General features: G+C 66.5%; 24 protein-coding genes and 1 pseudogene. 14 read left to right on the top strand and 11 right to left on the bottom strand.

Annotation, left to right across the window (positions count from 1 at the left end; translation table 11 throughout):
* Positions 1-2: 2 nt before the first annotated feature.
* Entirely contained in the window at positions 3-2282 is a 2280-nt protein-coding gene (locus SKC41_RS14760; protein ID WP_330978255.1) for an acyl-CoA dehydrogenase family protein, read from the bottom strand.
* A 75-nt stretch (positions 2283-2357) separates the two neighbouring features.
* Complete coding sequence (locus SKC41_RS14755; RefSeq protein ID WP_330978254.1) at positions 2358-2552, bottom strand: ferredoxin; 195 nt, start codon at positions 2550-2552, stop codon at positions 2358-2360.
* A gap of 217 nt (positions 2553-2769) precedes the next feature.
* Between SKC41_RS14755 and SKC41_RS14750 the strand changes: the two genes are divergently transcribed.
* On the top strand, positions 2770-3924 hold the full coding sequence (locus SKC41_RS14750; RefSeq protein WP_330978253.1) for an acyl-CoA dehydrogenase family protein: 1155 nt from the start codon (positions 2770-2772) through the stop codon (positions 3922-3924).
* Here the strand turns inward: SKC41_RS14750 and SKC41_RS14745 are convergent.
* Positions 3921-5120 (bottom strand): amidohydrolase family protein, encoded by a 1200-nt coding sequence (locus SKC41_RS14745; RefSeq protein ID WP_330978252.1) that lies wholly within the window; start codon positions 5118-5120, stop codon positions 3921-3923. The two genes, SKC41_RS14750 and SKC41_RS14745, sit on opposite strands and share 4 nt — an antisense overlap.
* A gap of 122 nt (positions 5121-5242) precedes the next feature.
* On the opposite strand from SKC41_RS14745, the gene SKC41_RS14740 reads away from it, so the two are divergent.
* Both SKC41_RS14740 and SKC41_RS14735 read left to right on the top strand, forming a co-directional pair.
* Positions 5243-5548 carry an acyl-CoA synthetase gene (locus SKC41_RS14740; protein ID WP_330978251.1) on the top strand — a complete coding sequence of 102 codons (306 nt, stop codon included), beginning with the start codon at positions 5243-5245 and terminating at the stop codon, positions 5546-5548.
* A gap of 38 nt (positions 5549-5586) precedes the next feature.
* On the top strand, positions 5587-6885 hold the full coding sequence (locus SKC41_RS14735; RefSeq protein WP_330978250.1) for a TetR/AcrR family transcriptional regulator: 1299 nt from the start codon (positions 5587-5589) through the stop codon (positions 6883-6885).
* On the opposite strand, the gene SKC41_RS14730 is transcribed toward SKC41_RS14735, so the two are convergent.
* Genes SKC41_RS14730 through SKC41_RS14720 form a run of 3 tightly spaced genes read right to left on the bottom strand, consistent with a single transcriptional unit; the run spans position 6851 to position 10087 of the window.
* Positions 6851-8434: a class I adenylate-forming enzyme family protein gene (locus tag SKC41_RS14730; RefSeq protein WP_330978249.1), complete on the bottom strand. Its 1584-nt coding sequence runs from the start codon at positions 8432-8434 to the stop codon at positions 6851-6853. The two genes, SKC41_RS14735 and SKC41_RS14730, sit on opposite strands and share 35 nt — an antisense overlap.
* A 4-nt stretch (positions 8435-8438) precedes the next feature.
* Positions 8439-9632, bottom strand: a complete 1194-nt coding sequence (locus tag SKC41_RS14725; protein ID WP_330978248.1) for a thiolase family protein — start codon at positions 9630-9632, stop codon at positions 8439-8441.
* A complete protein-coding gene (locus SKC41_RS14720) occupies positions 9629-10087 on the bottom strand; it encodes a MaoC family dehydratase (RefSeq protein ID WP_330978247.1) in 459 nt (152 codons plus the stop codon). The genes SKC41_RS14725 and SKC41_RS14720 overlap by 4 nt, the downstream gene beginning before the upstream one ends.
* Before the next feature lie 112 nt (positions 10088-10199).
* On the opposite strand from SKC41_RS14720, the gene SKC41_RS14715 reads away from it, so the two are divergent.
* From SKC41_RS14715 to SKC41_RS14705, 3 genes are read left to right on the top strand one after another with little or no spacing between them, the layout of a single operon-like run.
* Positions 10200-11387, top strand: a complete 1188-nt coding sequence (locus SKC41_RS14715) for a thiolase family protein (protein WP_330978246.1) — start codon at positions 10200-10202, stop codon at positions 11385-11387.
* 1 nt (position 11388) lies between these two features.
* Complete coding sequence (locus tag SKC41_RS14710; RefSeq protein WP_330978245.1) at positions 11389-11823, top strand: Zn-ribbon domain-containing OB-fold protein; 435 nt, start codon at positions 11389-11391, stop codon at positions 11821-11823.
* An 11-nt stretch (positions 11824-11834) separates the two neighbouring features.
* Entirely contained in the window at positions 11835-12854 is a 1020-nt protein-coding gene (locus tag SKC41_RS14705; RefSeq protein WP_330978244.1) for a DUF2889 domain-containing protein, read from the top strand.
* 162 nt (positions 12855-13016) lie between these two features.
* Here SKC41_RS14705 and SKC41_RS14700 read toward each other — a convergent pair whose 3' ends face one another.
* The 3 genes from SKC41_RS14700 to SKC41_RS14690 are packed head-to-tail and all read right to left on the bottom strand — an operon-like array spanning position 13017 to position 14447.
* On the bottom strand, positions 13017-13403 hold the full coding sequence (locus SKC41_RS14700) for a hypothetical protein (RefSeq protein WP_330978243.1): 387 nt from the start codon (positions 13401-13403) through the stop codon (positions 13017-13019).
* Positions 13396-13836, bottom strand: coding sequence for a pyridoxamine 5'-phosphate oxidase family protein (locus tag SKC41_RS14695; RefSeq protein WP_330978242.1), 441 nt, complete (start codon positions 13834-13836; stop codon positions 13396-13398). The genes SKC41_RS14700 and SKC41_RS14695 overlap by 8 nt, the downstream gene beginning before the upstream one ends.
* The gene (locus SKC41_RS14690; protein ID WP_330978241.1) at positions 13833-14447 is read right to left on the bottom strand and encodes a TetR/AcrR family transcriptional regulator; all 615 of its coding nucleotides are present in this window, start codon (positions 14445-14447) and stop codon (positions 13833-13835) included. Before SKC41_RS14690 ends, SKC41_RS14695 begins: the two co-directional genes overlap by 4 nt.
* A gap of 147 nt (positions 14448-14594) precedes the next feature.
* On the opposite strand from SKC41_RS14690, the gene SKC41_RS14685 reads away from it, so the two are divergent.
* Positions 14595-15824 (top strand): amidohydrolase family protein, encoded by a 1230-nt coding sequence (locus tag SKC41_RS14685; RefSeq protein ID WP_330978240.1) that lies wholly within the window; start codon positions 14595-14597, stop codon positions 15822-15824.
* Between the two features lie 98 nt (positions 15825-15922).
* Positions 15923-16864: a class I SAM-dependent methyltransferase gene (locus tag SKC41_RS14680; RefSeq protein WP_330978239.1), complete on the top strand. Its 942-nt coding sequence runs from the start codon at positions 15923-15925 to the stop codon at positions 16862-16864.
* Between the two features lie 46 nt (positions 16865-16910).
* Here the strand turns inward: SKC41_RS14680 and SKC41_RS14675 are convergent, their stop codons facing one another.
* Both SKC41_RS14675 and SKC41_RS14670 read right to left on the bottom strand, forming a co-directional pair.
* Entirely contained in the window at positions 16911-17213 is a 303-nt protein-coding gene (locus SKC41_RS14675; protein ID WP_330978238.1) for a hypothetical protein, read from the bottom strand.
* Positions 17214-17224: 11 nt separating this feature from the next.
* Complete coding sequence (locus SKC41_RS14670) at positions 17225-18724, bottom strand: class I adenylate-forming enzyme family protein (RefSeq protein ID WP_330978237.1); 1500 nt, start codon at positions 18722-18724, stop codon at positions 17225-17227.
* A 136-nt stretch (positions 18725-18860) separates the two neighbouring features.
* Here SKC41_RS14670 and SKC41_RS14665 point away from each other — a divergent pair, with 136 nt between their 5' ends.
* From SKC41_RS14665 to SKC41_RS14640, 6 genes and pseudogenes are all read left to right on the top strand, one after another.
* On the top strand, positions 18861-20015 hold the full coding sequence (locus tag SKC41_RS14665) for a thiolase family protein (RefSeq protein WP_330978236.1): 1155 nt from the start codon (positions 18861-18863) through the stop codon (positions 20013-20015).
* Positions 20016-20041: 26 nt separating this feature from the next.
* The gene (locus SKC41_RS14660; protein ID WP_330978235.1) at positions 20042-21262 is read left to right on the top strand and encodes a cytochrome P450; all 1221 of its coding nucleotides are present in this window, start codon (positions 20042-20044) and stop codon (positions 21260-21262) included.
* A 25-nt stretch (positions 21263-21287) separates the two neighbouring features.
* Positions 21288-22778, top strand: coding sequence for a class I adenylate-forming enzyme family protein (locus SKC41_RS14655; RefSeq protein ID WP_330978234.1), 1491 nt, complete (start codon positions 21288-21290; stop codon positions 22776-22778).
* Positions 22775-23881, top strand: a pseudogene (locus tag SKC41_RS14650) (acyl-CoA dehydrogenase family protein); the annotation flags it as partial. The gene SKC41_RS14655 and the pseudogene SKC41_RS14650, both read left to right, overlap by 4 nt.
* Before the next feature lie 57 nt (positions 23882-23938).
* Complete coding sequence (locus tag SKC41_RS14645; RefSeq protein WP_330978896.1) at positions 23939-25093, top strand: acyl-CoA dehydrogenase family protein; 1155 nt, start codon at positions 23939-23941, stop codon at positions 25091-25093.
* Positions 25090-26292 carry an acetyl-CoA hydrolase/transferase C-terminal domain-containing protein gene (locus SKC41_RS14640; protein ID WP_330978233.1) on the top strand — a complete coding sequence of 401 codons (1203 nt, stop codon included), beginning with the start codon at positions 25090-25092 and terminating at the stop codon, positions 26290-26292. Before SKC41_RS14645 ends, SKC41_RS14640 begins: the two co-directional genes overlap by 4 nt.
* Positions 26293-26300: the final 8 nt, after the last annotated feature.

The following is a 26300-nucleotide window of genomic DNA, read 5'->3' as shown; positions in this document are numbered from 1 at the left end:
TATTAGCGGCTCAGCGCCAGCAGTTCGCCGGCAGCCCGGTCTCGCAGCGCGTCGGCACGGCCGACCAACACGGCGTTGGCCTTGGCGCGGCGCAGCAGCAGATGACTGGGGTGTTCCCAGGTGAACCCGATGCCGCCGTGGATCTGCAGCGCACCCTCGGTGGCCATCACCCCGGCGTCGAGCGCGGCCGCGGCGGCCAAATCCGCGGTGTACCCGGACTTCTCGAGGTCAACTTCGGCGGCCGCGAGTACTTGGCTGCGGGCGCCTTCGAGGGCGAGCAACATGTCCGCACATCGGTGCGACACCGCCTGAAAGCTGCCGATGGCGCGGCCGAACTGTTGCCGTTCGCCTGCCCACTGAACGGCCATCGCCAGCGCGCGCGAAGCAACTCCAACGGAGTCGGCCGCCACGGCCAACACCGCCTGACGCCGCGCCGTGCTCAGCGCTCGGGCCACGTCGTTTCCGTCGGAGAGCACCTCGCCCGCGGCCTTGGTCAACGTCACCGAGCCGATGGTCGCGGTCATATCGAGCGGTTGCTGAGCCGTCACGTCGACGCCTTCTGCCGTGGCATCGACCGACACGAGAACTTCGCCGACGCCGTCGGCGGCGCGAGCCAGTACCACCAGAACCTCGGCGTTCGGCGCTCCCGCCACGATCGGGAGCACACCGGAAAGACCCGCACCATCCCACTCGGGTAAATCGGGACCGCTGGTCACCCAGCCACTGTCGATGACGGGCACGGCGAATGCGGCCGGCGCGCCGGCGGTGATCCGCTGCACCAAGGCCTTTGCACCACAGTGCAACGCGACGCCGAGCGCGATGACCGTCGGAACGAGCGGCGCAGGCGCCAACGCCTTCGCCGCCTCCTCGATGGCGGCGTACAGCAGACGCGGCCGGGCGCCCGCACCACCCAAGGATTCGTCGACCGCAAGACCCGGCAGGCCGAATTCGACGAGGGCCGACCATACTTCGGGCTCGGCCGCATCGGTGGGACGCCCGCGGTCGAGCAATGCCGCCTCGTCCACCGTGGCCCGCAGTGTCGCCGCCAACACCTCGCGCAGCTCGCGTTCATCCTCCTCGGGTGCGGCCAGCGGCGCGCCAGGCGTAACGGCGGCTGCGCGGCTGCCCTCGCCGCGGTGCGACGGCAGCCCGAGCACGCCCTCAGCGATGGTATTGCGCTGAATCTCCGCGGTACCCGCACCGATCGTGGTCGCCCGGCTCATCAGGTAGCCGAACGTCCAGCGCCCGTTGTCGACGGCGTTGGGTGCGCGGCTGCCCAGCGCCGCATAGGGCCCCGCCGCACGCAGGGCGAGCGCGTGCATGTGCTGTTCGAACTCCGACTTCACCAGTCGGTTCACCGAGGCCACCCCGCCGGGATCCTCGCCGCGCAGCACTGCGGCCAATGCGCGGGCGCTGTTGGCCGCGATGGTGCGAACCCCCGATTCCAGCCGCGCGACGTCCTGGCGAACCAGCGGTTCCTCATCGAGCCCTTGGGAGACAACGAGATCGATCACCCGGTCGACCGTGCGGCGGTATTTGAACTCGTCGGCCAGGAAAGCGGTGGCCCGCTCATGGCCCAACGACGTGCGCATGATCGACCAGCCCGCGCCCTCGTCGCCGACCACGTTCTCGACCGGCACCGCCACGTCGTCGAAGAAGACCTCGGCGAAGTGCGCCGCGCCGCTGATGTCGCGCAGCGGACGCACCGTGATCCCGGGACTCTTCATCGGGATCAGCAAATAGGTGATGCCGTCGGATGGTTTGTCCCCCGAACCCGTTCGAACCAGCGCGAACATCCAGTCGGCGCGGTCGGCCATCGTGGTCCACACCTTCTGACCCGTCACCCGGTACACATCACCGTCGCGGACCGCGCGCGTGGATAGCGACGACAGGTCACTGCCCGCACCGGGTTCGGAAAACCCTTGACACCAGAACTCGTCCGCGCGCAGCAGTGGTGTCAGGAATCGGTCTTTCTGCTCCTTGGTGCCATGCGCGATCAGCGTCGGGGCGAGGATGAACGACAGCGGACACGGATGTGGCGGCGCGCCCGCATCCGTGGTCATGCGGTAGTAGTCCAGCTGATCGGCCAGCGATAGGTCCAGTCCGCCGACCTCGCGCGGCCACCCCGGGGCGGCCAGCCCGTGATCGACGAGTTCGGCGTGCCAGGCACGAGCCACCTCGATGCGGTCAGGCTTGTCGCCCGACCGCGCGGCATCGGCCTGGCGACGACGGAACTCGGCCAGGAGCAGCTCGAGCCGGCCGCGCCAATCAGCTGTCTGCATGACACTCCACAAAGTCAACTTGGTTAACTATGTCTGAGTGTGCCGGTTAGCGTGGCCGATTGGCAAGCACGCCGATCAGCCGTCTTCAAGGATGAGTGCGAGTTCGGGGCATGCGGCAACCCCGTCCTTCGTGGCCTGCTCGTCTTCCGGCCGCACCTCGCGCTCCTCGAGGATGCAGTAGCCGGAGTCGTCGATCGGGAACAACTCCGGGTCGACGGCGTAACACTGGGCGTGACCCACGCACTTCGACCGCTCGAGCCTAATCTTCATATGACCTCCTTCGTTCGACCGCGGCGGCGCACGGCTCGCCCAAGCAGCCAGCATAAGACTAAAGCTTTAGCTATTTCGAGATACCTAGAGCCCGCATCGCTTCTGACATTGACGTCATAAGCCATAGCCTCGAGTAACCCCTGCTTTTGGTGCGTTTTGCGATGCAGAGTCTCGCTTGGTTCACTTGATCTGACGGTCTTGTTCGATAGGAGCTTTAATGACATTCGCGCTCAACGACGAAGAGACCATGCTGGTCGAAACGGTACAAACCTTTATCGACCGCGACGTCAGGCCCACGGTCCGCGAAGTCGAGCACGCGAATGAGTACCCGGAAGCGTGGATCGAGCAGATGAAACGCATTGGGATTTTCGGGCTGGCGGTGCCAGAGGAATACGGCGGTTCGCCGGTGTCGATGCCTTGCTACGTAGCAGTCACCGAGGAACTGGCCCGTGGCTGGATGAGCCTGGCCGGCGCGATGGGCGGGCACACCGTGGTCGCGAAGCTGATCTCGTTGTACGGCACCGAGCAGCAGAAACAGAAATACCTGCCACGCATGGCGAGCGGGGAGATGCGTGCCACGATGGCGCTCACCGAGCCCGGTGGCGGCTCAGATCTGCAGGCGATGACGACCACCGCCCGAGCCGAGGGTAGCGACCTGGTGATCAACGGTGCGAAGACCTGGATCAGCAACGCTCGCAAGTCCGGCCTGATCGCACTGCTGTGCAAGACCGATCCAAAGGCCGTGCCACGCCATAAGGGCATTTCGATCGTCCTCGTCGAACACGGTCAGGGTCTCACCGTCTCCCGCGACCTGCCCAAGCTGGGCTACAAGGGTGTGGAGAGTTGCGAGCTGTCGTTCGACGATTGCCGCGTACCGGCCTCGGCGATCCTCGGAGACGAACCCGGCAGAGGATTCGCGCAGATGATGAAAGGCCTTGAAACGGGCCGCATTCAGGTGGCATCGCGGGCGTTGGGGGTGGCGAGCGCAGCACTGGAGGACGCGCTGAAATATGCGCAGGAGCGGCAGAGCTTCGGGCAGCCGATCTGGAAGCACCAGTCCGTGGGCAACTACCTGGCTGACATGGCCACGAAACTCACCGCGGCACGCCAACTCACCCGCTACGCCGCGGAGAAATACGACAGCGGCGAGCGATGCGACATGGAGGCCGGGATGGCCAAGCTCTTCGCGTCGGAGGCTGCCATGGAAATCGCGCTCAACGCAGTCCGAATCCACGGTGGCTACGGCTATTCCACCGAATACGACGTCGAGCGCTACTTCCGCGACGCACCTCTGATGATCGTCGGCGAAGGCACCAACGAGATACAGCGCAACGTCATTGCCGCACAGCTGGTCTCGCGGGGCCAACTCTAGACGCCGGCGAGTTGCCGATCGTCCGCTTTCACCCGGGGGAAGTTGAGCATCCGGCGGGCGTTCTCCTCGACGATCAGCTTGCACTCGTCGTCGGGCACGTCTGCGAGTACCTCGGCGGCGCGCTTGCGTGAGTTCGGCCAGTTGGAATCGCTGTGCGGGAAGTCGATCTCGAGCATGATCCGGTCGATGCCGATCGCATGCCGGTTCGTCAGGCCGTGCTCGTCGTCGATGAAGCAGCCCCAGAAGTGCTTGCGGAACAAATCCGACGGACGGGTGTCGAAGTCGATCTTCTGGTAGTAGCGATGCCGCTCCCACACGTAGTCGGTCCGCTCGAGGATGTAAGGCACCCACCCGATGCCGCCCTCAGCGAGCGAGATCTGGAGATCCGGGAACTGCTGCAGCTTGCCGGAGAACAGCAGGTCGACCGTGGACCACATCAGGTTCGTGGAGAACAGTGCCGTCGCGACCGCGAAAGGTGCGTCGGGCACCGCCATTTGACCCGGGACCGGCTTGATCGTGGAGAACGAGAAGCCCGGCACGAAAGAACCGGACCCGAAGTGCAGCGACACCGGCATCTTGGCGTCCGAGCAGACCTGCCACAAGCCGTCCCAGTGATCGGAGTGGAACGACGGCAGACCCAGCGGCACCGGACTGTCCGGGAACGAGATCGTGCGCGCACCCTTGGCGGCGACGCGCTCCGCCTCGGCCACACATTCGTCGATATCCCAGGTCGGCAGGATCGCGAGCGGGATGTAGCGCTCGGGCGCCACCGAGCACCACTCGTCGATATAGAAGTCGTTCCACGCCTTGGTGCACAGCAGCGCCAGGTCTTTGTCCTCGGCACGCTGGAACGTACCGCCGCCGAAACCGGGAAACGACGGGAAGCACAACGCCGACTGCACACCATCGAGGTCCATGTCGGCGACCCGGGCAACCGGGTCGTAGCAGCCGGGAATCATGTCCTCGTAGCGGACGGGATCCATGCCCCACTCCTCGGGCGGTTTGCCGGCGACCGCATTCAGGCCGATGGTCGGGAAGACCTGCCCGTCGTAGTGCCACAGGTGCATGCCGTTTTCCTCGACGATCCGCGGGCCCTGTTCGAGGTATTTCTGCGGCAACCGGTCCTGCCACACCCGTGGGTGCTCGACCAAGTGGTCGTCAACGGACACGATCTGGTGGTCATCCTGAAGCGGCATGATGCTCCTTCGCATCTGGCGAGCTGTCGTACGTTTTCTGACGCACCGTCTTGTTTTCTGACGGTTCGTCTCACAGACTATATGACGCACGCCACATTCGTCTAGCAGTTGAGAGGCGCGACATGGAATCCACGGACCGACCCGCCGACGGCACGGGCCGCGACAAGGTCGATGAAGACGACCACGACCTGTTGACCTTCGGCGAAGCGGGTGAACGGCTTCGCATTGAGATCGCCGCGGCCGCACGGGAGGTACAACGTCTCACGGGATCCGGGCCGATCGAGGAGCTCGAGAAAGCCCAGGCCCGCCTCGATGCGCTGCGGTCGGCGGCTTCCCGCAACAGCGCGCAACCCATCAACGACACCAACTTCGAGAAGTTCTTCGGCTATCCGGGCAAGGCCAAGCGCAACCTGCCCGGAGCGCCGTAGGCCCGATGACCACGCAGTCGGCGCGGGATACTTTCCCTATGGCCCGCACTCCCGACAAGCTACGGCGCCCCGGCTACGCGCCCGCCGCCAATGCCGGTGTGGGGCGCCGCGGCCTGCATACCCGCGACCGCATACTCGAGTGCGCCGCGAAGGTGTTCCTAGCCAACGGGTTTCACGCCACATCGCTTGACGCCATCGCGAAGGCGGCCCGCGCCTCCCGCGCGACCGTCTATCAATACTTCGCCGGCAAGGAGGAGATCTTCGGCGAACTGAGCGCGGTGGCCGGGCGCGACGTGGTCGCACACGGCGAAAACCTCGGCGGACTTGGCCCGACGGTCAGTGGGGTGGAGGCGCTGCATCGTTGGCTGGTCGAATGGGCGGACATCTACGACACGCACGCCGCGGTGTTCGCCGAATTTCCGGGCATCGGAACGGCCACGGGATTGGCCGTCATCGATGCCAGCGCGGCCGCCGACCAGTTCCATCAGACGGTGACCGATCGGCTGCGGCGGACGCGCCTGCGCGACCTGGAAGCCGACGATGCGGCCGCAGCACTGGGACGGATCCCGCACATGGTTCATCTCTACCGGTACCGGACCATGTTCCCGTTGCCCGCTCCCGCCACCGTCACGTGGTCGTTGACCGTTGCGCTGCAGCTGATGCTGTTCCCGGAGACCCCGGCAGACGTGCTTCACGCGGTAGCGCCCCAGGTAACAAACGTGTCCGGGCGAACCCCGGAGCCCGCCCTCGATAGTGCCGCGGCGACACCGGCGGCCCTCGAGGCGTCGGGCTCTCCGATTGCGCAGGACGTCCTGTCGGTCAGCTCGGCATTGTTCGCCGAACGCGGCTACTACGCCGTCGGCATGGAGGAGATCGCGGCCGCCGCCGATGTCAGCCGCGCGACCTTGTACCGGTACTTCAGCACCAAGGACAAGATCCTGGCCGAACTGACCCGCCGAGCGGTCGCCGAGATCGAGAAGCACGCCGCGGCCCTGCCGGTTATGGCCGCCGGTTCGCTGACCCAGTGGATGCTTGGCTACGTCCGATTCCATCGCAACTACCGCGGCGTGATCCGGGCGTGGTTCGACGGAACCGTGGCCGAACAGCTCTCCGATGCGGATGTCGATCACGGCATTGGTGCGATTCACCAAGCGGTTGCTGCGCTGCTGTCCGCCGTCGACCTGCCCGTGGGCATCGACGCCGACGTGGCGGGGGCGGTGTTCGCGGCGATCCTCGGCCGGATGTCCGAGCCGACGGGCGCGAGCGCGTCGGACAGCGAGGAGCGGGCGGCGGAGTTGATGGTCAAACTGTTGCGCCGTTCGCTCCTGCGCTCTTGAGGTCGGCGCGCAGTCGCTTCTTGTCCACCTTGCCGCTGGGCAGTACGGGAAGATCGGCGACCAGCACCAGTCGACGCGGCACCTTGTAGCGCGCCAGCCGCTGCCGCACGCCCTCTTGCACCGTTGCCAGGGTCGGCGACGCGCCGCTGTGCGGCACCACGATTGCGCAGACCGCTTCGCCCCACTGATCGTCGGGAACCCCGACGACCGCGCAGGCGGCCACTCCGTCCACCGCACAGACCGCGTCCTCGACCTCGGGCGAATAGATGTTCTCCCCGCCGCTGATGATCACGTCCTTCTTGCGGTCCATCAGATAGAGCAGCCCGCGGTCGTCCAGCCGACCCATGTCGCCGGTGCGGCACCACCCGTCCTGCAGCGTCGCCTGCGTGGCCACCGCGTCCTGCCAGTAGCCGCGGAACATCGAGTCGGACCGCACCACGATCTCACCTGCCCGCCCCACGGGCACGGCACCACCGTTCGCATCGACCACACGTACCCGGGTGTCGGGAAATGGGAAGCCAACCGAGCTCAGCCGCTCGGCGGTGCCGGGTTCGTCGAGGATGTGTAGTTCGCGGGGCAGCCCAGAGACGATGACTTCGGTCTGCCCGTAGAGGTTGAGGAAACCCGCGTGGGGCAGCAGGGCGAGCGCCCGCCGCAGGATGGACGCGGTCATCGGTGCGGCCGAATAGACCACCGTGCGAACCGATTCCACCTCCGAGCCGTCGCCCACCACATCGAGGAGTGCCTTGAGCATGACGGGCGCCAGGTGCAGCACAGTGATCCGCTGGTCGGCGATCAACCGCACCGCGTCGGCCGCGTCGAACTGTTGCTGCAACACCACCGTTCCGCCGCGAGCGTGCAGTCCACCGATGATCCCGAGCGCCCCGAAATGGAACATCGGCATGTTGATCAGCCCGCGATCGGTGCTGCCGCAACGCATCTCGTTGTTCATGGTGAACATGACCCGGCGCATCTCGCGCTGCCCGAGGATGCAGCACTTGGACGCACCGGTCGTGCCGCTGGTGAACAACAGGTACGCGATATCGTCGGGCCGGGCCACGAACTCGGGCTCCCCACTGGGGTCTTTTCCAAGGCCTTGCTGCACGAATCGCTCGTAGCCCGTGCTCCCCGGCGCAGCCTGTCCGCCGATGACCACTACCTTCGGCGGTGACGGCATCCCCGCGACGAGGTCGGCGATCACCGGCACGAATTCCTTGGCGCAGAACACGATCGACGGGGCGACGCGGCGCAGCGCATCATCCATCTCCGATGGCGAAAGCCGGAAGTTGATGGTGGCCATGATGATGCCGCTGAGCTGAGCGGCCGCGTTCAGCTCGCCGAACTCGAGGCTGTTGCGGCTCAACACCGCAATGCGATTCTGGCGCCGCACCCCGGCCGCGGCCATGGCCGACACCAATCGGACTGCCCGGTCCCGTAACTGCGCGTGGGTGACGGTGCGGTGGCCGTGCCGGTAGGCGACGACGTCGGGAAAGCGGACCGCGTTGTCTGTGACGATGTCGCCGAGCGTCATGTCGTCGACCGCAGTCATTGGTTTACCGACTGCTCAGTAGCATCGACCCGGCCACCGGTCCGCCGCCCACACCGACGGCCACCACCTCGGGAGTGCGGGGTGCCTGCCGATCGCCGCCCTCGCCCCACATCTGCACACATGCCTCGTGCAGGAAGCCCATCCCGTGCAGCCGGCCGCCGGAGAGTTGGCCGCCGCTGGTGTTGATCGGCAGCGCGCCGTCCAGCGCAATCCGCGAACCGTCGTCGAGGAATTCGCCGACCTTGCCGTGCTCGCAGAAGCCCATCGCTTCCAGCCACATCACGGTCAAAAAGGTGAATCCATCGTAGAGCTGGGCCATGTCGACGTCGGCGGGGGTCAGCGTGGTGTGCTCCCACAGCGTGGCTGCCGAGTCGTGGGCGGCCATCGTGGTGATGTCCGATCGCTGATCCCAGGTCGCCCGTTCGAACATGCCGGGTCCGACGGATTCCACCGTCAGCGGGTGCCGCGGCAGGCCGTTGGCGGCGTCGCGGCGCGACACGATCACGGCGGTGGCACCGTCGCAGGGCACGTCGCAGTCATACAGGCACAGCGGCTCGGAGATCATCCGCGCACCGAGGTAGTCGTCCATCGTCATCGGTTCGCGGTAGATCGCATCGGGGTTGAGTCCGGCGTTGGTGCGGGCGTTGATCGCGATGCGGCCCAGATGCTCCCGGGTCAGGCCGAAGTCGTACATGTAGCGCTGGGTGGGCATCGCCAGCCAGTTGGCCGCCGACAACGCGCCGAAAGGCGCCGTCCACTCCAAGTGCGGGGGCAACGCGCCGCCGCCGAACAGCACCGAGGCCCGGCCACCGCCGGCTTGCTGCGCGGCGGTGGATTCCCACACCGACCGATAGACCACCACATGGTTGGCCAGCCCGAGACTGACCGCCATGCACGCCTCGATCACCGGCCCGATCTGCCCCGCGGTCTCCATCGCCGAGACATACCAGCGAGAGCGCAGCCCGAGCGCGTTGCGGACCTCCTGGACGGCGGCGCCGGAGAATCCCGCATCCGGCACACCCGGTCCCGGATAGCTGGCGATGCCGTCGACATCGTCGACGCTGAGGCCGGCGTCGGCGATCGCCCGCAGCACAGCCTCGAGGGTGAGGTCCAATCCGGTCCGCCCCAGCCGCCGGCCGACCTGGGACTTACCCGCCCCGGTGAGAACGGCCTTCCCGTCGAACGGACCGCCGGTCACCAGACGAACCTAGCGATCAGTTCGGCCACCGCGGCCGGTTTGTCGACGCCGTCGATCTCGACGGTGTGACGCACGGTGAGGTTCACCGTGTCGTCGGCGACCTTGGCGGCGTCCGCGAGCTCGGATCGCACCCGGATGCGGCTGCCCGCGGTGACCGCGGACAGGAACCGCACCTTGTTCAGGCCGTAATTGATGCCCATTTTGGCATTCTCGACGCGGTAGTTGTCCTTACTCACACCGGGGATGAGCGAGAGCGTCAGGAAGCCGTGCGCGATCGTTGCGCCGTAAGGGCTTTCGGCCCTGGCCTTCTCGACGTCGACGTGGATCCACTGGTGATCCATGGTGACGTCGGCGAAAGCGTCGATCCGGCTCTGGTCGATGTCAACCCACCGGCTGACGCCGAGTTCCTGGCCAATCGTCGCAAGCGCATCGTCCACGGACTTGATCACCTTCACCGGCTGCTCCCACTGTCACCATGACCACATATATCGATATCTATTTAACGGTATAGACTGGGCTCGCCCGTCGGGCAAGCAGCCCGTCAACTCTGACGATCTTGGGAGACACATGGCCACCACCCCGTCCCGCGCAGCGATCGTGGCCGCTGCCCGCACACCGATCGGAACGGCGCGCAAGGGCACGCTGGCCAACGTGCCGGCGATCGAACTGGCCAAGCCGGTCGTCGCGGCGGTGGTGGATCGGTCCGGTCTGGACGCTGCCGAGTTCGACGACCTGGTCCTGGCCGAGAGCATGCAAGGCGGTGGCGACAGCGCCCGCTACGTCGCGGTGGACCTCGGGTTGACCAATGTTCCCGGGCTGGCCGTCAACCGCCAGTGCGCATCCAGCCTGTCAGCGATCGCTGTGGGCGCAGGCCAGATCGCGGCGGGCATGAGCCGCGCCACCTTGGCCGGCGGCACGGAATCGTTGTCCACCGGACCGATATTGCAGAAGCGCAAGCCCTTCACTACCGGCAAGTCCCCAGAGGACTACGAACAGTGGATTCCGTTGTCACATCCGCCGACGGCGGACGCTCCCGCCCTGGACATGTCCATCACCGTCGCGCACAACTGCGCCGTGCAGTACGGCATCTCCCGCGAGGCGCAGGACGAGTGGGCGCTGCGCAGCCACCAGCGCGCGGTCAAGGCGATCGATGCGGGCTCATTCATCGAAGAGATCGTGCCGATCCAGGTGCCGCAGGCCGATGGCACCACGATCACCTTCGCCGAAGACGAGCATCCCCGACGCGGCAGTTCGATGGAGTCGCTGGCGGCCCTGAAGGTGTTGCATCCCGAGATCGACGGCTTCACCGTAACCGCCGGCAACTCCTCGGGCATCAACGATGCCGCCGCCGCCGTGGCACTCGCCGCGCCGGACGCCACGAATAACGCACTGGCGCATATCCTTTCGTGGAGCGCCGTCGGAGTGGCGCCGAACCGCACCGGCAGCGGCCCCATCACCGCCATCCCCAAGGCGCTCGAGTTGGCCGGCCGCAAGCTCGAGGATGTCGCGCTGTTCGAGATCAACGAGGCGTTCGCCGCGCAGGCGGTGGCCTGTGCGCGCGAACTCGGGCTCGACGAGGAGATCGTCAATGTCTACGGCTCGGGCATCAGCCTGGGCCACCCGATCGCGGCGACCGGTGCCCGCATGGTCACCTCGGCGATCTACGAATTGCGCAGGCGCGGTGGAGGTATCGGCGTGCTGTCGATGTGCGCCGGCGGGGGTATGGGTGCCGCGATGGTCATCGAGGTGGCCTGAGATGACCGCACCGATCACCGAGGGACTGTTTCGGGTCGACGGGGGCCGCGCGGTGCTGTTCGCGTCGCGCAGGCGTTCGACGGGCGCGGTGAAGTTCCCGGCCGAGCGGCCCGAGCTCTTCGACGGCGATTCCGAAATCCAACACGACATCGAGCCGATCGAATTGTCCACCGAGGGAACGCTGTACACCTACACGACTCAGGAGTTTCCGCCGCCGTTGCCGTACAAGGGCAATCGGGATCCGAAGGTGTTCCAGCCGTACGTGGTGGGATTCGTCGAGTTGGCCGAGGGGGTACTGGTGGAGACGCTGATCGTCGACGCAATCCCGGCCGAACTGCGGATCGGCCAACCCTTGGTGTCGACCACCACCACGCTGGAAACCGCCGACGGCCGGTCACTGGAAACCTTCGCGTTCCGACCGGCCGAGGAGAGCTAGAGTCTATCGGCGTGACGGACCTGGGCTCCCCGCCCTTCGGGCTTCATCCACTGCACGGCGTGCACGAGCCCACGACCGGCAATCCGCCGCGTCGTCCGCGATCCGCGCGCCGGACCGCGTCGATCGACATGACCCGCGACCAGGGCTCGCTGGACCCCGTCTATCTGAGTGGGCGGGCGCGCGACCTGTGGACCGCGGCCGATGGAACGGTGACTGAAGTCGGCTCCGCGACGCTCGCGGCCACCATCGAGCTGGTCGCCCGCGTTGTCCGCCACGTCGAGGTGGCGCCGGCCGTCGCCGCGATGTCCCGGCTGACGGGAGCGCCCGCGATGAGCGGGTTTCGCGCGGTGGCCGACAAGGTGGCTCCCGAGCTGCGGCAAGCCCGCGATCTGCGCTACACGCTGCTCGATGACGTTCCGGTCGCGACGCTGATATCCGGCCATGCGCTGTCGGCGTCCAACCTGCTCGGCGACGTCGCGAAGTCCGGGTACTACCTGCCGGTCGCCGACCAGTGTGCGGGTTTCGCGACCGGGGGTCTGCTCATGACGTCGTTCGAGGCGGGCGATCCGGTGATCGTCACCGGCCCAGCGGCTCCCGACCTCGATCACGGTGACGACCCCTGGGCCTGGCACGAAGTGGCAGCCTTGCCGCGCCACGCCATGCGCCGTAGACGGCGCGTCGATGTCTTTGAAGAGAGCGCTCGGCGAGTCGGCATCGACGCGATGTTCCGCGACACCTACGTGCGCGGTGACGGGGTCGAGACGATCATCCACGAGTACACCCTGGACGCCGTCGTCGACACCGCGACCGGCGTCATCGCCGAATCGCGGGCCACACCGCGGGTGCTGCCCTGGCAGGAATGCCCGGGCGCCGTCGCCAGCGCTGAACGAATCACCGGAATGACGTTGCAAGAACTGCACTTTCGTGTGCGTCGAGAACTGTCCGGCACCAATACGTGCACCCACCTCAACGACCTGCTGCGCAGCGTCGCCGACGCCGAGTCGTTGATACGCCTCGTAACAGCAGCCTGAGCGCGTCAGCGCGGGCCGGGCGTCGCGTCCCCCAGCTCGTCGGGTTGAGCGGGAGGTGTAGCGGCCTTCGACTTGGTCGCGCCGTCAACCTTGTCGATGTCATCGAGGGACGCCTCGTCGGTAATGGGTTGGCTGGTATCGAATCCTGACGTGAGCTACTGATTAACCAGAATGCCGGCGCTCAATCCTCTGGGCGTTGGCGAACGAGAACGTCAGCATGCGGCTTACTGTCAGCGTGGCAACGTCCTTCGCCGCGGGGGGCCACAGCACTGTTCCCTGCGAGATCACCCCGCGAATGTCCCGATAGGCGGTGAAGACGTCGGCGACCACGCAGGCGGGCGTCTCGGCGCGTTGCGTGACATCGCCATTCGCTCCGTCAACGGTGACATCGATTGTGGCGGAGTCGAAGTCGACCACCCGCGCCGGCAGGGCCAGCAACTGGCCGTCGGCGTCGACGACACAGATCGCGCCAGACGGCCCTTGCGCCAAGAACTCGGCTAGTTCGTCCTCGGCCATCGTAACCGGGCCGCTGTTGCGCGGACTAGCCATGTCGACCAGGGAGTTCGGCGGCGCGGAGCTCGGTAAGAGTCAGGCCGATGAAGCACCGCTTGCCACTGAGAAGGCGGTCGCGGACCTTCGTCACGACCGACTCCGGCACGCGTGGATCCGGTGAACTGTCGCCGATCAGTTCGTCGACCTCGGCGGCGGACGGTCGGTAGACGGACGCGTGGCCACAAACGGAGACCCAACCCTCGTTGTCGCCGATCAAGCAGGCGACCTCGGGAGCCGAGCGCAGATGTTGGACCTTGGCGCTCTTGGCATAGGTGGCGAAGTATAGGCAGCGGGTGGCGGAGCGATAGGTGACCGAACGCATGGCATAGCCGATCGGACGTCGGGCGCCGTCGCGGCAGAAGAGAAACACGCGGTGGTGGGCAGCGATGAATTCCACGACGTCCGGCACGTCGAGCGACAGCGGGGTCACGACGCCAAAGGCGTTGCCATCGCAACGATCATGTCCGCGACCACAGCGATCATCTCGTCGCGGTCGACCGCCACAGTCTGGCGGTGGACCGTGTGCCAGGCGCGATCCAGCAAGCCCATGACCGCTACGCCGATGACGTCCGGCGAGTGTGTGCCGTTGCCCGCGGCGATCGCCTGACCAAGCTTCCACGACGCCCGAGTCACCATGCGGTTGCGGGAGTTTCGGAAATCGTCGTCGTCGGGCGCCGAGTGCGCCGACGCGAGTACGAATGCACCGTGGTGATCCATGTAGTCGAAGTAGTGACCGACCCAGGCCCGGATGTCGGCCGGACCGAGCGGTTCGTCGGCTTCCGCCCATTCCGCGATGACGGCGAGGGCCTCGCGGTACGCGTTCTTGCCGAGGACGTTGAAGATCTCGCGCTTGTCCTTGAAGTAGGTGTAGAAACCGGCGCGCGAGATGCCGCATGCCTCGGTGATCGCGTTGATCGGCGTGCCCGCGTAGCCGCGTTCCAGAAAGAGACGACCGCTCGCATTCAGGATTGCCGAGCGGGTCCGCTCACCGCGGGTGACATCCACTTCCCGTTCGGCGGCCGAAGCCGAGGTCACCGTCATGCGGCGACTTTATATGACAGCCTCGTCAACCGCAATCAATACAGTTCAGAGGTAATTACTTGGGCAGATCCGCCCAGACTTGACACAAATGTCAAGTTACGCGAAGCTCGTAGCCAAGCCCAAAGTCGAGCAGCGAGAGGCACCACGATGACGCAGTTCACCGACGCACCGATCTTCGATGCCGATCAGCACATGTACGAGACGCCGGATGCGCTGACGCGGTACCTGCCGAAGGAATTCCACCCGAAGGTGCAGTTCGTCCAGATCGGCAGGCACACCCGCATCGCGATCCTGAACAAGATCACCGACTACATGCCGAACCCGACGTTCGAACGGGTTGCGGCCCCCGGCGCGCACGAGAAGTTCTACTCGGGGCAGAACCCGGAGGGCCTGTCGATGCGAGAGATGTCCGGTCGTGGCATCGACACCCCGCCGGGCGCGCGCAACCCCGAGGACCGAATCGCCGAACTCGACCGCCAGGGCGTCGACTCGTGCCTGAACTACCCCACGCTGGCCAATCTGGTCGAGCACTCGGCCGCCGAGGATCCCGATCTCACGGTGGCGATCATCCATGCCCTCAACCAGTGGATGCTCGAGCACTGGGGCTTCAGCCACGCCAACCGGATCTACTCCACGCCGGTGCTCACCCTCGGACTCGTGGACGAAGCGCGTCGCGAGCTCGAATACATCCTGGACAACGGCGCGAAGGTCGCGCTGATCAAGCCCGCGCCGGTGAACGGCTACAAGGGGTGGCGCTCCCCCGCGCTGCCCGAGTTCGACCCGTTCTGGCGCGACGTGGAGGACGCGGGGCTGCCAATTGTGTTGCACGCCAGCCAACCTCCCTTGCAGGAATACATCGACAAGTGGGAACCGCCGTCGACCAGCAGCGCGTTCGAGATGTCGGCATTCAAGTGGACCGCGCTGGGCCACCGCGAGATCGCCGACATGTTGACCAGCCTGATCTGCCATGGCACCCTGACCCGTTTCCCGAAGTTGCGGATAGCCAGCGTGGAGAACGGCAGCGCATGGATCAAGCCGCTGTTTGACGACCTGCAGTCGACTTACAGCAAGATGCCGCAGAACTTTCCCGAGCATCCGCACGAGGTGTTCCGCCGCAACGTCTGGGTGAGCCCGTTCTGGGAGGGCTCGGTCGCCGACGTCGTGCAGACCGTCGGGTGGGACAAGGTGATGTTCGGTTCCGACTGGCCGCATCCCGAAGGCCTGGCCGAACCGAAGCGTTATTGGCAATACGCCGAGGGCATGGACGTCCGGCGCACCTACGACTTCATGGGCGACAACGCCCGTCGCTTCATGGGCCTGCCGATCGCCAACCCCGACCCGGAGGCAGTCAAGCCGCCGGCACTGGCCAACGCCTGAGGCGCTCCAGCTGTGCCTACTGCACTTAGTAAGCACATCTAACTTTTCGGGTACGCTCGGGATAGCCGCATTCGCCGAGACCCACGAAAGGGATCCCGATGGCCAGAACTGACAATGACACGTGGGATATCAACGAGAGCGTCGGCGCCACCGCGTTGGGGGTTGCCAGCGGACGGGCGGCGGAGACCAAAAGCGCCGACCCGCTGATTAGTGATCCCTACGCAAAGCTGTTCCTCGAGGCCGCCGGCGACGGCATCTGGCAGGTTTACCTGGACGACGAGTTGCCGGCCGAATTGGTCGCTGCCGATCCACAATTCGAGGACCGGATGCAGGCCATGCTGGGCTACACAGCTTGCCGGACAAAGTTTTTCGACGAGTACTTTCTGACGGCGGCCCGCGACGGCATCCGCCAGTTCGTGATCCTGGCGGCCGGCCTGGACTCACGAGCCTGGCGGCTTGGGTGGCCGGACGGGTGTGTGGTCTACGAGATCGATCAACCCAGGGTGCTGGAATTCAAGACCGGCACGCTGGCGTCGCACGCGGTCGATCCGGTCGCGTCCCACATCAGCGTCGGCATCGATCTTCGTTTGGACTGGCCAAAGGCGCTGGCGCAGGCCGGGTTTGACGCGTCGATTCCTACGGCGTGGTCGGCGGAGGGGCTGCTGCCTTATCTGACGGCCGAGGCCCAGGATCTGCTGTTCGACCGGATCCAGTCGCTCGGCGCTCCCGGGAGCCGGGTCGCTGTCGAAGCTTTCACCAACGAGTTCTTCAGCGCGGAAAGTTTCGCGCGTCGCGAGGAGCAGACGGAACGCTATCGGCAGGCCGCAATCAAGCTGGGCGGCAAAGACATCACCGAGTCCGGCAACTTGCTTTACGAAGAAGAACGAACCGAAGTCGTCGATTGGCTGCACGCGCACGGCTGGACCGTCACGGCCGCGACGAGCGCGGAGGACCTGATGGCCGCCAACAACCGGGCCGTCCCGGTGGGCCTCGACGCCGCGGTCCCGGAAAGCGTCTTCGTGGAAGGCCGGCTGCGCTGACCCCAGCGGCGCCCGATAGCGTCTCGAGGCGGCGGCCACTCGCTTGTCAGTCGCTGGCGGGCAGCGGCTTGGCTTCCTTGAGCACCAGCGGGATCGCACCGACGCTGAGTGAGCCCGCGCCGGCCTTGGTGACCAGCACCTCGGCGCCACCGTCGTCGACGTAGCGCTTGCCCATCGTGCTGCCGTCGGCGAAGGCCGGGTCGGGTATGGCGTCGGCGGGCCGCTCGGCATCCAGAGGCAGCATCGGCCGGCCCCCGCAACGCAGATCGTCGAGGCTGTCGGCCGCCTTGACGACGATGATCTGAGTGTCGCAGACCTGGCTCCGCAGCCGTGTTCCGTTCTTGATCATGTTGCCTTTCCTTAGTTTTCGGTGATCACGTCCCGCAGGCTTTCGACGATCTCACGGCGAAGCAGCTTTCCCGTTGCATTAGTCGGTAGCTCGTCACGAAAGACGACCCGGTCGGGGGTGCGCGATCCCCGCAGGGCGTTGCGGACGTACTCACGAAGGTGGGCCGGATCCGGATCGGTGCCGGCAGCCGGAACGACCACGGCGACGATGGCCTGCCCCCACTCGGCATCCTCCACACCGACGACAGCGACCTCGTGCACATCGGGATGCTCGACGAGCACGTCTTCCAACTCGGCGGGCGCAATGTTCTCACCGCCCCGAATGATGGTGTCATCGGCACGACCGGTGATGAACAGATAACCGGCCTCGTCGAGCGTCGCGATGTCCCTGGTGGGGAACCAGCCCTCGGCGTCGAGCACCGAGCCGATTCCAGTGTATTTGCCGGAAACCTGCTCGCCGCGGACGAAGAGCTCACCCGTTTCACCCGGGCCGAGGACGGCGCCGTTCTCGTCACGGATCTGCACCTCGATCCCGGGCACCGGCTGTCCGACCGAACCTAGTCGCTTGGCGCGCAACTCGTCTGGATTGCCGTGTGCATCGCGGTGGTCGTCGGGGGTGAGTACCGCGATCGTCGAACTGGTTTCGGTAAGACCGTAGGCATTGACGAATCCGACGTGCGGCATCAAGTCGAGTGCCTTGCGCACCAACGGAAGTGCGACCTTCGATCCACCGTAGGCCAGGTTGCGCAGTGTCGGCAGTTCGACGGGCTCCCGTTCGAGCGCGGTGACAATGCGGTCCATCATGGTAGGCACCACGGTCGCGGTCGTCACCTTCTCCTCGGCGACAAGCCGCACCCATTCGCGAGCGTCGAAGTTGGCCAGGTACACCATCTTGCGGCCCGCATACAAGTTCGACATCGCAGCGTTGACCCCGGCGATGTGATATGGAGGCACGCAGATCAAGGCTGCATCCGTGTCCTCGGCCGAACCGAACTCGACGGTGCCGGTGATGTAGCTGGTGAGGTTGCCGTGGGACAGCTCGACCGCCTTCGGCTTGGAGGTGGTCCCCGACGTGAACAACACGATCGCGATGTCGTCCGGATCGGCAAACTCTGCTGCCGCACCGGTGGTGCGCGCCGCGGCCAAGAAGTCTTCGGAGGACATCACGCGCTTACCGGCATCTCCGACCAAACCGCGGTAACGGTCGTCGACGATCACCAGCGGATGGGGTAGCCGACCGATCAGCTCCCGTACACCCTCGGCGCTCAATCGGTAGTTGATCGGGGTGTACGGAACCGCTGCGCGAGCCGCGGCGAAAATCAGCAGCGGCTGCAAGAGCCCGCCCGACCCGACGTAAGCGACGTGCTCGACCCCGGCGGCGGCGATCACACCCGCTCCCCCGTCGGCCAACCCACTGAGCTCGCCGGTGGTCAACCGATCGGCGCCGTCGACCAACGCCAGCCGGTCGGGGTCGCCCGAAGCCGCCATCTCCAACAACAACGAAATGCTCAACGCCTCAGCCTTCATTCACGACTACGCAGATTCTAGGGCCCTTTTTAGAATCAGCTATATAGTTATAGGCTTAGTGGCGCCCACGTCAACGCATGCTCCCCGGGGCTCCACGTTGCCGCCTGCCGGAAGGAACACGATGAGCAGCACGCCCGACATCGCCATCATCGGCGTTGGACTTCACCCGTTCGGTCGATACGAGGACCGGTCGGCGCTGGAGATGGGCGCCGTGGCAATCAGCAGGGCACTGCGCGATGCCGGAGTGCAGTGGTCGGACGTGGGCAGTCTGTATGCGGGCAGCCTCGAGGTGGCCAATCCCGAGGCGGTGACGGGGTTGGCCGGGATGACCGGCCTGCCGGCGCGCGCCACGTTGAGCGGCTGCGCGACCGGTAACTCGCTGTTGACCCTGGCCGCGCGAGACGTCCAGCTCGGCGAAGCCGATATTGCGGTAGGCGTGGGGCTGGACAAGCATCCGCGCGGCGCGTTCGGCGCCGACCCGTCGGTGTCCGGGCTGCCCCAGTGGTACGGCGATCAGGGCATGTTCCTGACCACGCATTACTTCGGCACCAAGATCATGCGATACATGCACGACCACGGCATCACCGAGGAGACCCTGGCCCGGGTGGCGGCCAAGAACCTCGAAAATGGGGCGCTGGCGCCACACGCGTGGCGCCGCAAGCCGATGAGCGTCGACGCGATCCTGAACTCTCCGATCGTGAATGCTCCACTGCGCCAATACATGTACTGCAACCCGAACGAGGGCGCCGCCGCCGTGGTGGTGTGCCGAGCCGATAAAGCCAAGCAGTACACCGACATTCCGATCTACCTGCGCTCGACCGCGTTGCGCAGTCGCCGCGAAGGCGCCTACGAGCTCCTACGTACCTCGATCGAGCTGCCCATCGTGCCCGGCACCACCGCGGAGGCCGCCCGCGCCGCCTACGAGTTGGCCGGGATAGGCCCCGAGGACGTCGACGTCGCGCAACTGCAAGACACCGACTCCGGGTCCGAGATCATCCACATGGCCGAGACGGGTCTGTGCAAGGACGGCGAACAGGAGGCACTGCTCGCCGACGGCGCCACCAAGATCGGCGGTCGGCTGCCTATTAACACCGACGGTGGCCTGCTGGCCAACGGCGAACCGGTCGGCGCATCCGGTCTTCGCCAGGTCTACGAGCTCGTCCATCAATTGCGCGGTATCGCCGGTGACCGTCAGGTGCCGAACGATCCGCACGTCGGACTGGCCCAGTTGTATGGGGCACCCGGAACCGCAGCCGTCGCCATCTTGTCGAAGTAGCCGCCATCCCGAAGGGAGTACTGCCGATGACCGACACCCAGGCGGAATCGCGCCCGCGCGCCGAGGTCGACCTCGACCACCACTCACCCGAGTTCCGCGAGGACCCCTACAGCCGGTTCCGCGAGATGCGCGAATCAGGCTGTCCAGTAGCACATTCCGATCACTACGACGGATTCTGGGCGCTGGTCGACTACGCATCGGTCTTCGAAGCGGCCCGCGACGACGCCCTGTTCAACTCCTTTCCCTCGGTGGGTGTGCCGGCCAGTGAGCTGCCGTTGCCGATCCTGCCGATCGAGTCGGATCCACCAGAAACCCAGGAGTTGCGCGAGGTCACCCTCAAGCGCTTTTCCCCGGGATCGGCGGAGCGGTTCCGCGAATCGGCCATCGAGATGACCAACGAGGCGATCGATGCCTTCATCGAGCGCGGCGAGTGCGACCTGGTCGGTGAGCTGACGACGCCGCTGCCGGCCCGGCTGATCCTGCGCCTGTTGAACTTCGACGAGTCGCGTTTCATGGACTGGGTCGGCTGGGTGCACACCACCGTGCACGACCGTGCCCACGATCCGGAGAAGGCCGCAATCGCCGGCATGGAGATGTTCGGCGAGATCGGCAAGCACTTGCAGCAGCGGCGCGCCGAAGGGCTCGGCGATGACCTGTTCAGTGACATCCTGCGCGGGACGCTGAACGGCGAACCGCTGGACGACGGTCAGATCACCATGTACACGGTGCTGATGATGCTCGGCGGCATGGACACCACCAGTGGATTCACCGGCAATGTGCTATTGCGGCTGTGCAAGGACGACGATTTACGGGCCAAATTCAAAGCCGATCCGAGCCTGGTGAAGAAGTCCACCGACGAGCTGCTGCGCCTGTATACGCCGACACTCGGTCTGGCACGCACCGTCTCGCGCGACGCCGACTTCCACGGCCAGCGGCTGTGCCAGGGCGACCGGGCGATCCTGATGTGGGCAGCGGCCAACCGAGACCCCGCGATGTTCGAGAACCCTGACGAACTCGACCTCGATCGCCCAAATGCCAAGAAGCACATGGCGTTCGGTGTGGGCATGCACCGCTGCCTGGGTTCGCATTATGCCAAGCTGATGTTCGACGTGATGATCACCCAGGTGCTCAAGCGGCTACCCGACTTCGAGTTGGCCGGTGATCCGAAACTGTTCGAGGACGCGGGCGAGGTGTACGCCGTGCGCGAACTGCCGGTCCGTTTCACGCCCGGGCCGCGGGTGGGTTGACGGCCGGCCGGGACGGGAGAACACGGTGACGGCTGGCACCATCGCCGGGCTGCTGGATGAGTGCGCCGCCAGCCGACCGGGTCGTCCGCTGCTGCGCGACGTCGACGGCGAGACGCTCACCATCTCGCAGGTAGCCGCGCTCGCGTCGGCCGCCGCGGGATGGTTGGCAGATGCCGGCGTGCGCCCCGGCATGACGGTCGCCTGGCAGCTGCCCTCACACGTCAACGCCGCGGTGGTGATGCTGGCGCTGGCCCGCATGCCCGTTACGCAGGCCCCGGTATTGCACCTCTATCGGTGCCGCGAGGTTTGCGCGGCGGTCGACGTCGCACGCGCGGACATCCTGGTGGTCGACGAGTCGACGGCCGCCAATGCTGCACCTGGGCTACCGACAATCACGGTCCCTGCCGACTTGGTGCGCCGGCTCCAGACGTCGCCGCCCGCAGGCGCCGAGTACGAAGCTCCCCACCGCGCAGCGGAGCCGCGCTGGGTGTACTTCACGTCGGGCACCACTGGGCGCCCGAAAGCCGTGCGCCACACCGACGGCACGTTGCTCAGCGCGGCCCGTGGCTTTGTCGCTCATCTCGGTATGGGCAGTCATCCGCGGGAAGTCGGCACCATCGCGTTCCCCATCGCCCATATCGGCGGCATGGTCTACCTCGCCACCGCTCTGTTCGGCGACTTTCCGGTGGTGCTCATCCCCAAGGTTTCCGCGGCCGACCTGCCCCGGGTGCTCGCCGAGCACCAGGTGACGGTGACTGGAGCGAGCACCGCGTTCTACCAGATGCTGCTGGCCGCCCAAATGGCCGCGCCGACAACCGAATTGCTAATGCCGTCGCTGCGGATGCTGATCGGTGGGGGTGCCGCGTGTCCGCCCGAGGTGCACAGACAGGTGCGTGAACACCTACGCGTTCCGGTCGTGCATGCCTACGGAATGACCGAGGCGCCGATGATCTGCGTCAGCGAGGCCACCGACACCGACGAACAACTGGCGAACAGCGCGGGCCGGCCCATCCCCGGATCACAGGTACGGATCGCAGCGAGCGGCGAGATCGAGCTGCGCGGCGACAACCTGACACCGGGATATTTGCAGCGCGACCAGTGGGCCGACGCGCTCACCGCGGACGGTTGGTTCCGCAGCGGCGACCGGGGCCACCTTCGCCCGGACGGCCGCATCGTGGTCACCGGTCGCACCAAGGATCTGATCATTCGCAAGGGCGAGAACGTCGCCCCTGACGAGATCGAAAACGAACTGCTGGCCCACCCCCTGGTCGACGAAATCGCCGTGCTCGGCCAGCCCGACGAACTGCGCGGCGAGCTGGTGTGCGCGGTCGTGCGTCGTTCGCCACGCCATCGCGACGTCACCCTCGACGAGCTCTGCACGTTCCTCGACCAACGCGGACTGATGAAGCAGAAGTGGCCCGAGCGGCTCGTCCTCGTCGACGAGTTCCCGCTGACGGGGCTGGGCAAGGTCGCCAAGTCCGAGCTGGCCCGGCAGATCGCAGGAGGAACCCGATGACGGCGTTGTCCGCTGATGAACGTCAGGAACTCGCGCATTCGGTGCGCTCCGCCTGTGAGCGACTGGCATCCGAGGAACGAGTGCGCACGGTCGCATACGGCGAGGGCGACCGCGACGGCGGAGCCGGACATTCCGGGTTCGACACGGTGCTGTGGGACGTGCTGTGCAACCAGGTGGGGATCGCCGCCATCGCGCTGCCCGAACACCTGGGCGGCGCCGGTTACGGCGCGTCCGCGCTGGGCGTGGTCGCCCACGAACTCGGTCGCGCGCTGGCCCCAGTGCCGTTCGTCAGCTCCACGGTGCTGGCCACCGGCCTGCTGCTCGACTTGACCGAGCGCGACCCGGATGCCGACAAGCGACTTACCGGCCTCATCGAAGGTCGCCGGACCGCCGCCACCGCCCTGACCGGCGACGGCGGGTTGTGGCGACGGTCCGCGGTGACGCTGAGCGCCACCCGCGCCGGGGACGATTGGAACCTCGACGGCACGGTGCGCCACGTGCTGGGCGGCTCCGTTGCCGACGACCTCGTCGTGGTCGCCATCGATGAAGATGGCGAGCCGGCGGTGTTCCTGCTCGACCCGACTATCGACAGCGTCGTCGCGGAGGCCGAACGTGTGCTCGACCACACCAGACCGATGGCCACCATCACCCTGAGCTCGGCGCCGGCGCTGCGGCTGTCCGGCGACGGACCCCTTGGCGACGTCGTCGACCGCAACGTCGCCATCGCGCTGGCGGTGCTGTCGGCCGAACAGGTCGGCGCCTGCGAGCGGGTGCTCGAGATCGCCACCGAGTATGCCCGCACGCGTGAGCAGTTCGGACGGCAGATCGGCAGCTTTCAGGCCATCAAGCACAAGTGCGCCGACATGCTGGTCGATCTCGAGTGGGCGCGCTCGGCCTCACAGGCCGCCCTGGAGGCTCTCGACGATCCGGACTCCGCGGCCGCCGGGGAAGCGGGCTGGCGGGCGAGCATGGCCAAGGCGGTCTGCTCAGAGGCGCTGCGCAACGCGACCAAGGCAAACGTCCAGATTCACGGCGGCATCGGCTTTACCTGGGAGCATTCCGCACACCTGTACTTCCGGCGCGCCCGCACGGACGAGGTGATTCTTGGCACCCCGGGCCAGCACTGGGACCGGCTATCGACGCCGGACCCGTCGACTCAGCTGCCGGCTTCGCCGGAAGTCACGACAGAGCTCAACGACGTCGACGCCCTACGCGCGGAGATCCGCTCGTTTCTGCACAGCGCACCGAGGCCGGCCGGTCTGCGGAACTACGGGCCCACGCCCACCGCGGATGATGTTGGGCCCGGCCGGATCTGGCACCGCTACCTGGCCGACCACGGCTACGCGTGTCTGCACTGGCCGCGCGAGTTCGGCGGTGCCGCAGCGACGGTGGCCTACCAGGCTGTGTTCGCCGAGGAGTGCGCGCGCGCCGGCGTGCCCCGCCAGCTCAACATCACCGGCGCCGACCTGGTCGGTCCGGTGCTGATCAAGTTCGGCAGCCAGGAACAGAAGGACCGCTACCTGGAGCCGATCCGGTTGGGCGACGACGTCTGGTGTCAGTTGTTCTCCGAACCCGGCGCCGGATCCGACCTCGCCGGCGTTCGCACCCGGGCCGAACGCACCACGTCCGGTTGGCGGATCGATGGCCAGAAGGTGTGGAGTTCGGCAGCCGCCTCGGCCCGATTCGGGCTGCTCCTCGCCCGCACGGGTCCAGAAAAGCACCGTGACTTGTCGATGTTCGTTGTGCCCATGGATATCTCGGGGGTAACGGTCCGCCCGCTGACGCAGATGGACGGTGAGAGCAAGTTCAACGAGGTCTTCTTCGACGGCGCCGAACTCGACGACGACGCCCTGATCGGTGACGTCGGTCAGGGCTGGACCGTGGCGATGGTCACGCTGGGGCGTGAGCGCCTGACATTGGGTTCGCAAGCGGTCTCGATGTTCCGCCTACACGAACGCATGGTCGACGCTGCCCGGGACCGCGGCCTGCTCGACCCGGTGCTGTCGCAGTCGATGACCCGACTGTGGGCCCGAATGTGGTTGCTGCGCTATACCTGGCAGCGCGCCATCGACTCCGGCGACCTCACGTCGCCGGCCTTCTCGGTGCTGAAGTTGATGACCTCGGAAACCGATCAGGACCTCGGGGACATGGCCACCGAAGTGCTGGGCACCGACGCGTGCACCGACCCCGCGGACGACGGGCTGGTGCATCACATGCTGGTCGGGCGGGCGCAGACGATCCTGGGCGGCACCAGCGAGATTCAACGCAACATCCTCGGTGAGCGGGTGCTCGGGCTTCCCAAAGAGCCTCGATGACAACGGGTTTGACCGCTGTGACCAGGTCCGGCTTCACCGCCGCGCTGCGCGCTGCGGTGCGCCCCGGAGCGACGGTTGCCCTCGGCGACGGAGTGGGCGCACTGCGCTGCCTCGACGACGGCGGGTCGGTTGGCGCGGCGCTGAGCGCCGCCGCCGGCGAGGTCGGCTCGGTGCGCCTGGTACTGGGCTGGCTGCCCGCCCCGATCGACGGCCTCGACGCAGACGCGTTCGCCGAAGTCGTTGCGTTGATGCCCGGTTGGGGCGTGCGCGACCTGTTGCGCAGCTCGAAGGTGCGATTCCTGCCGACGCGGCTGGCCGCGATTCCCGCGCTGCTGACCGACGTGTTGCGGCCTCAGGTGCTGCTCACCCGGCTGGTACGGCGAGATGGCTCGCTGCAGTTCGGCACCGAGGTATCCTGGCAACGCGCGGTAATGGGCACCGGCGCAAGGACTCTCGCGGTCATCGACACCTCGGCTCCCGCGGCGGATGCCGGGCCCGCACTCGATCCGTCGAGCGTGGAGGTGCTCGGCACGGTCGCGAGCGGACCGGTGCGAACACCGCAGCGCGATCCCGAGCCGATTCACGACGCCCTGGCCGACGCGGTACTGCGGCTGATCCCGAACGGCGCGCGAATCCAATACGGCCCAGGGCAACTCGGTACCGCCCTACTGCGGCGCGCACAGGTGCCGTTGCATATCGACACCGGGTTACTCACCGACGCCGTCGTCGACCTCGACAAGCGCGGCCTGCTGGCGGGCACCCCGTCGGCGACGTATCTCCTGGGCAGCGACGCGCTCTACGACTGGGCTGACGGGCGCCGGATCCTGCGCGGCCTCGACTACAGCCACGACCTCACCCGGCTGTCGCGTGGGTCACCGCTGGTCGCAGTGAACACCGCCATCGAGATCGACCCATACGGGCAGATCAACGTCGAAGGCTTGGGCGACAAGGTAGTCGGTGGCATCGGCGGCCACCCTGACTATTGCGCCGCGGCGAGGATGAGCCGCGGCGGTCTGTCGATCATCGCCGTTCCGACTCAGGTGAACGGACGCTCACCGCTCGTCGAGCAGCTCAGCCGTCCCGCCTCCACGCCCGCCCATGACGTGGACGTTATCGTCACCGAGTCCGGATACGTCGACCTGCGCTCAGCAGACTGGTCGCAACGCCGGCAACTGATCACCGAATTGTTCTCGAAGTGAAGGGGATA

The sequence above is a fragment of the Mycobacterium sp. 050128 genome (assembly GCF_036409155.1).
Taxonomy (GTDB): Bacteria; Actinomycetota; Actinomycetes; order Mycobacteriales; family Mycobacteriaceae; genus Mycobacterium.
Note: the sequence above shows the minus strand (reverse complement) of the source record. Positions and strands in the feature narration are given on the sequence as shown.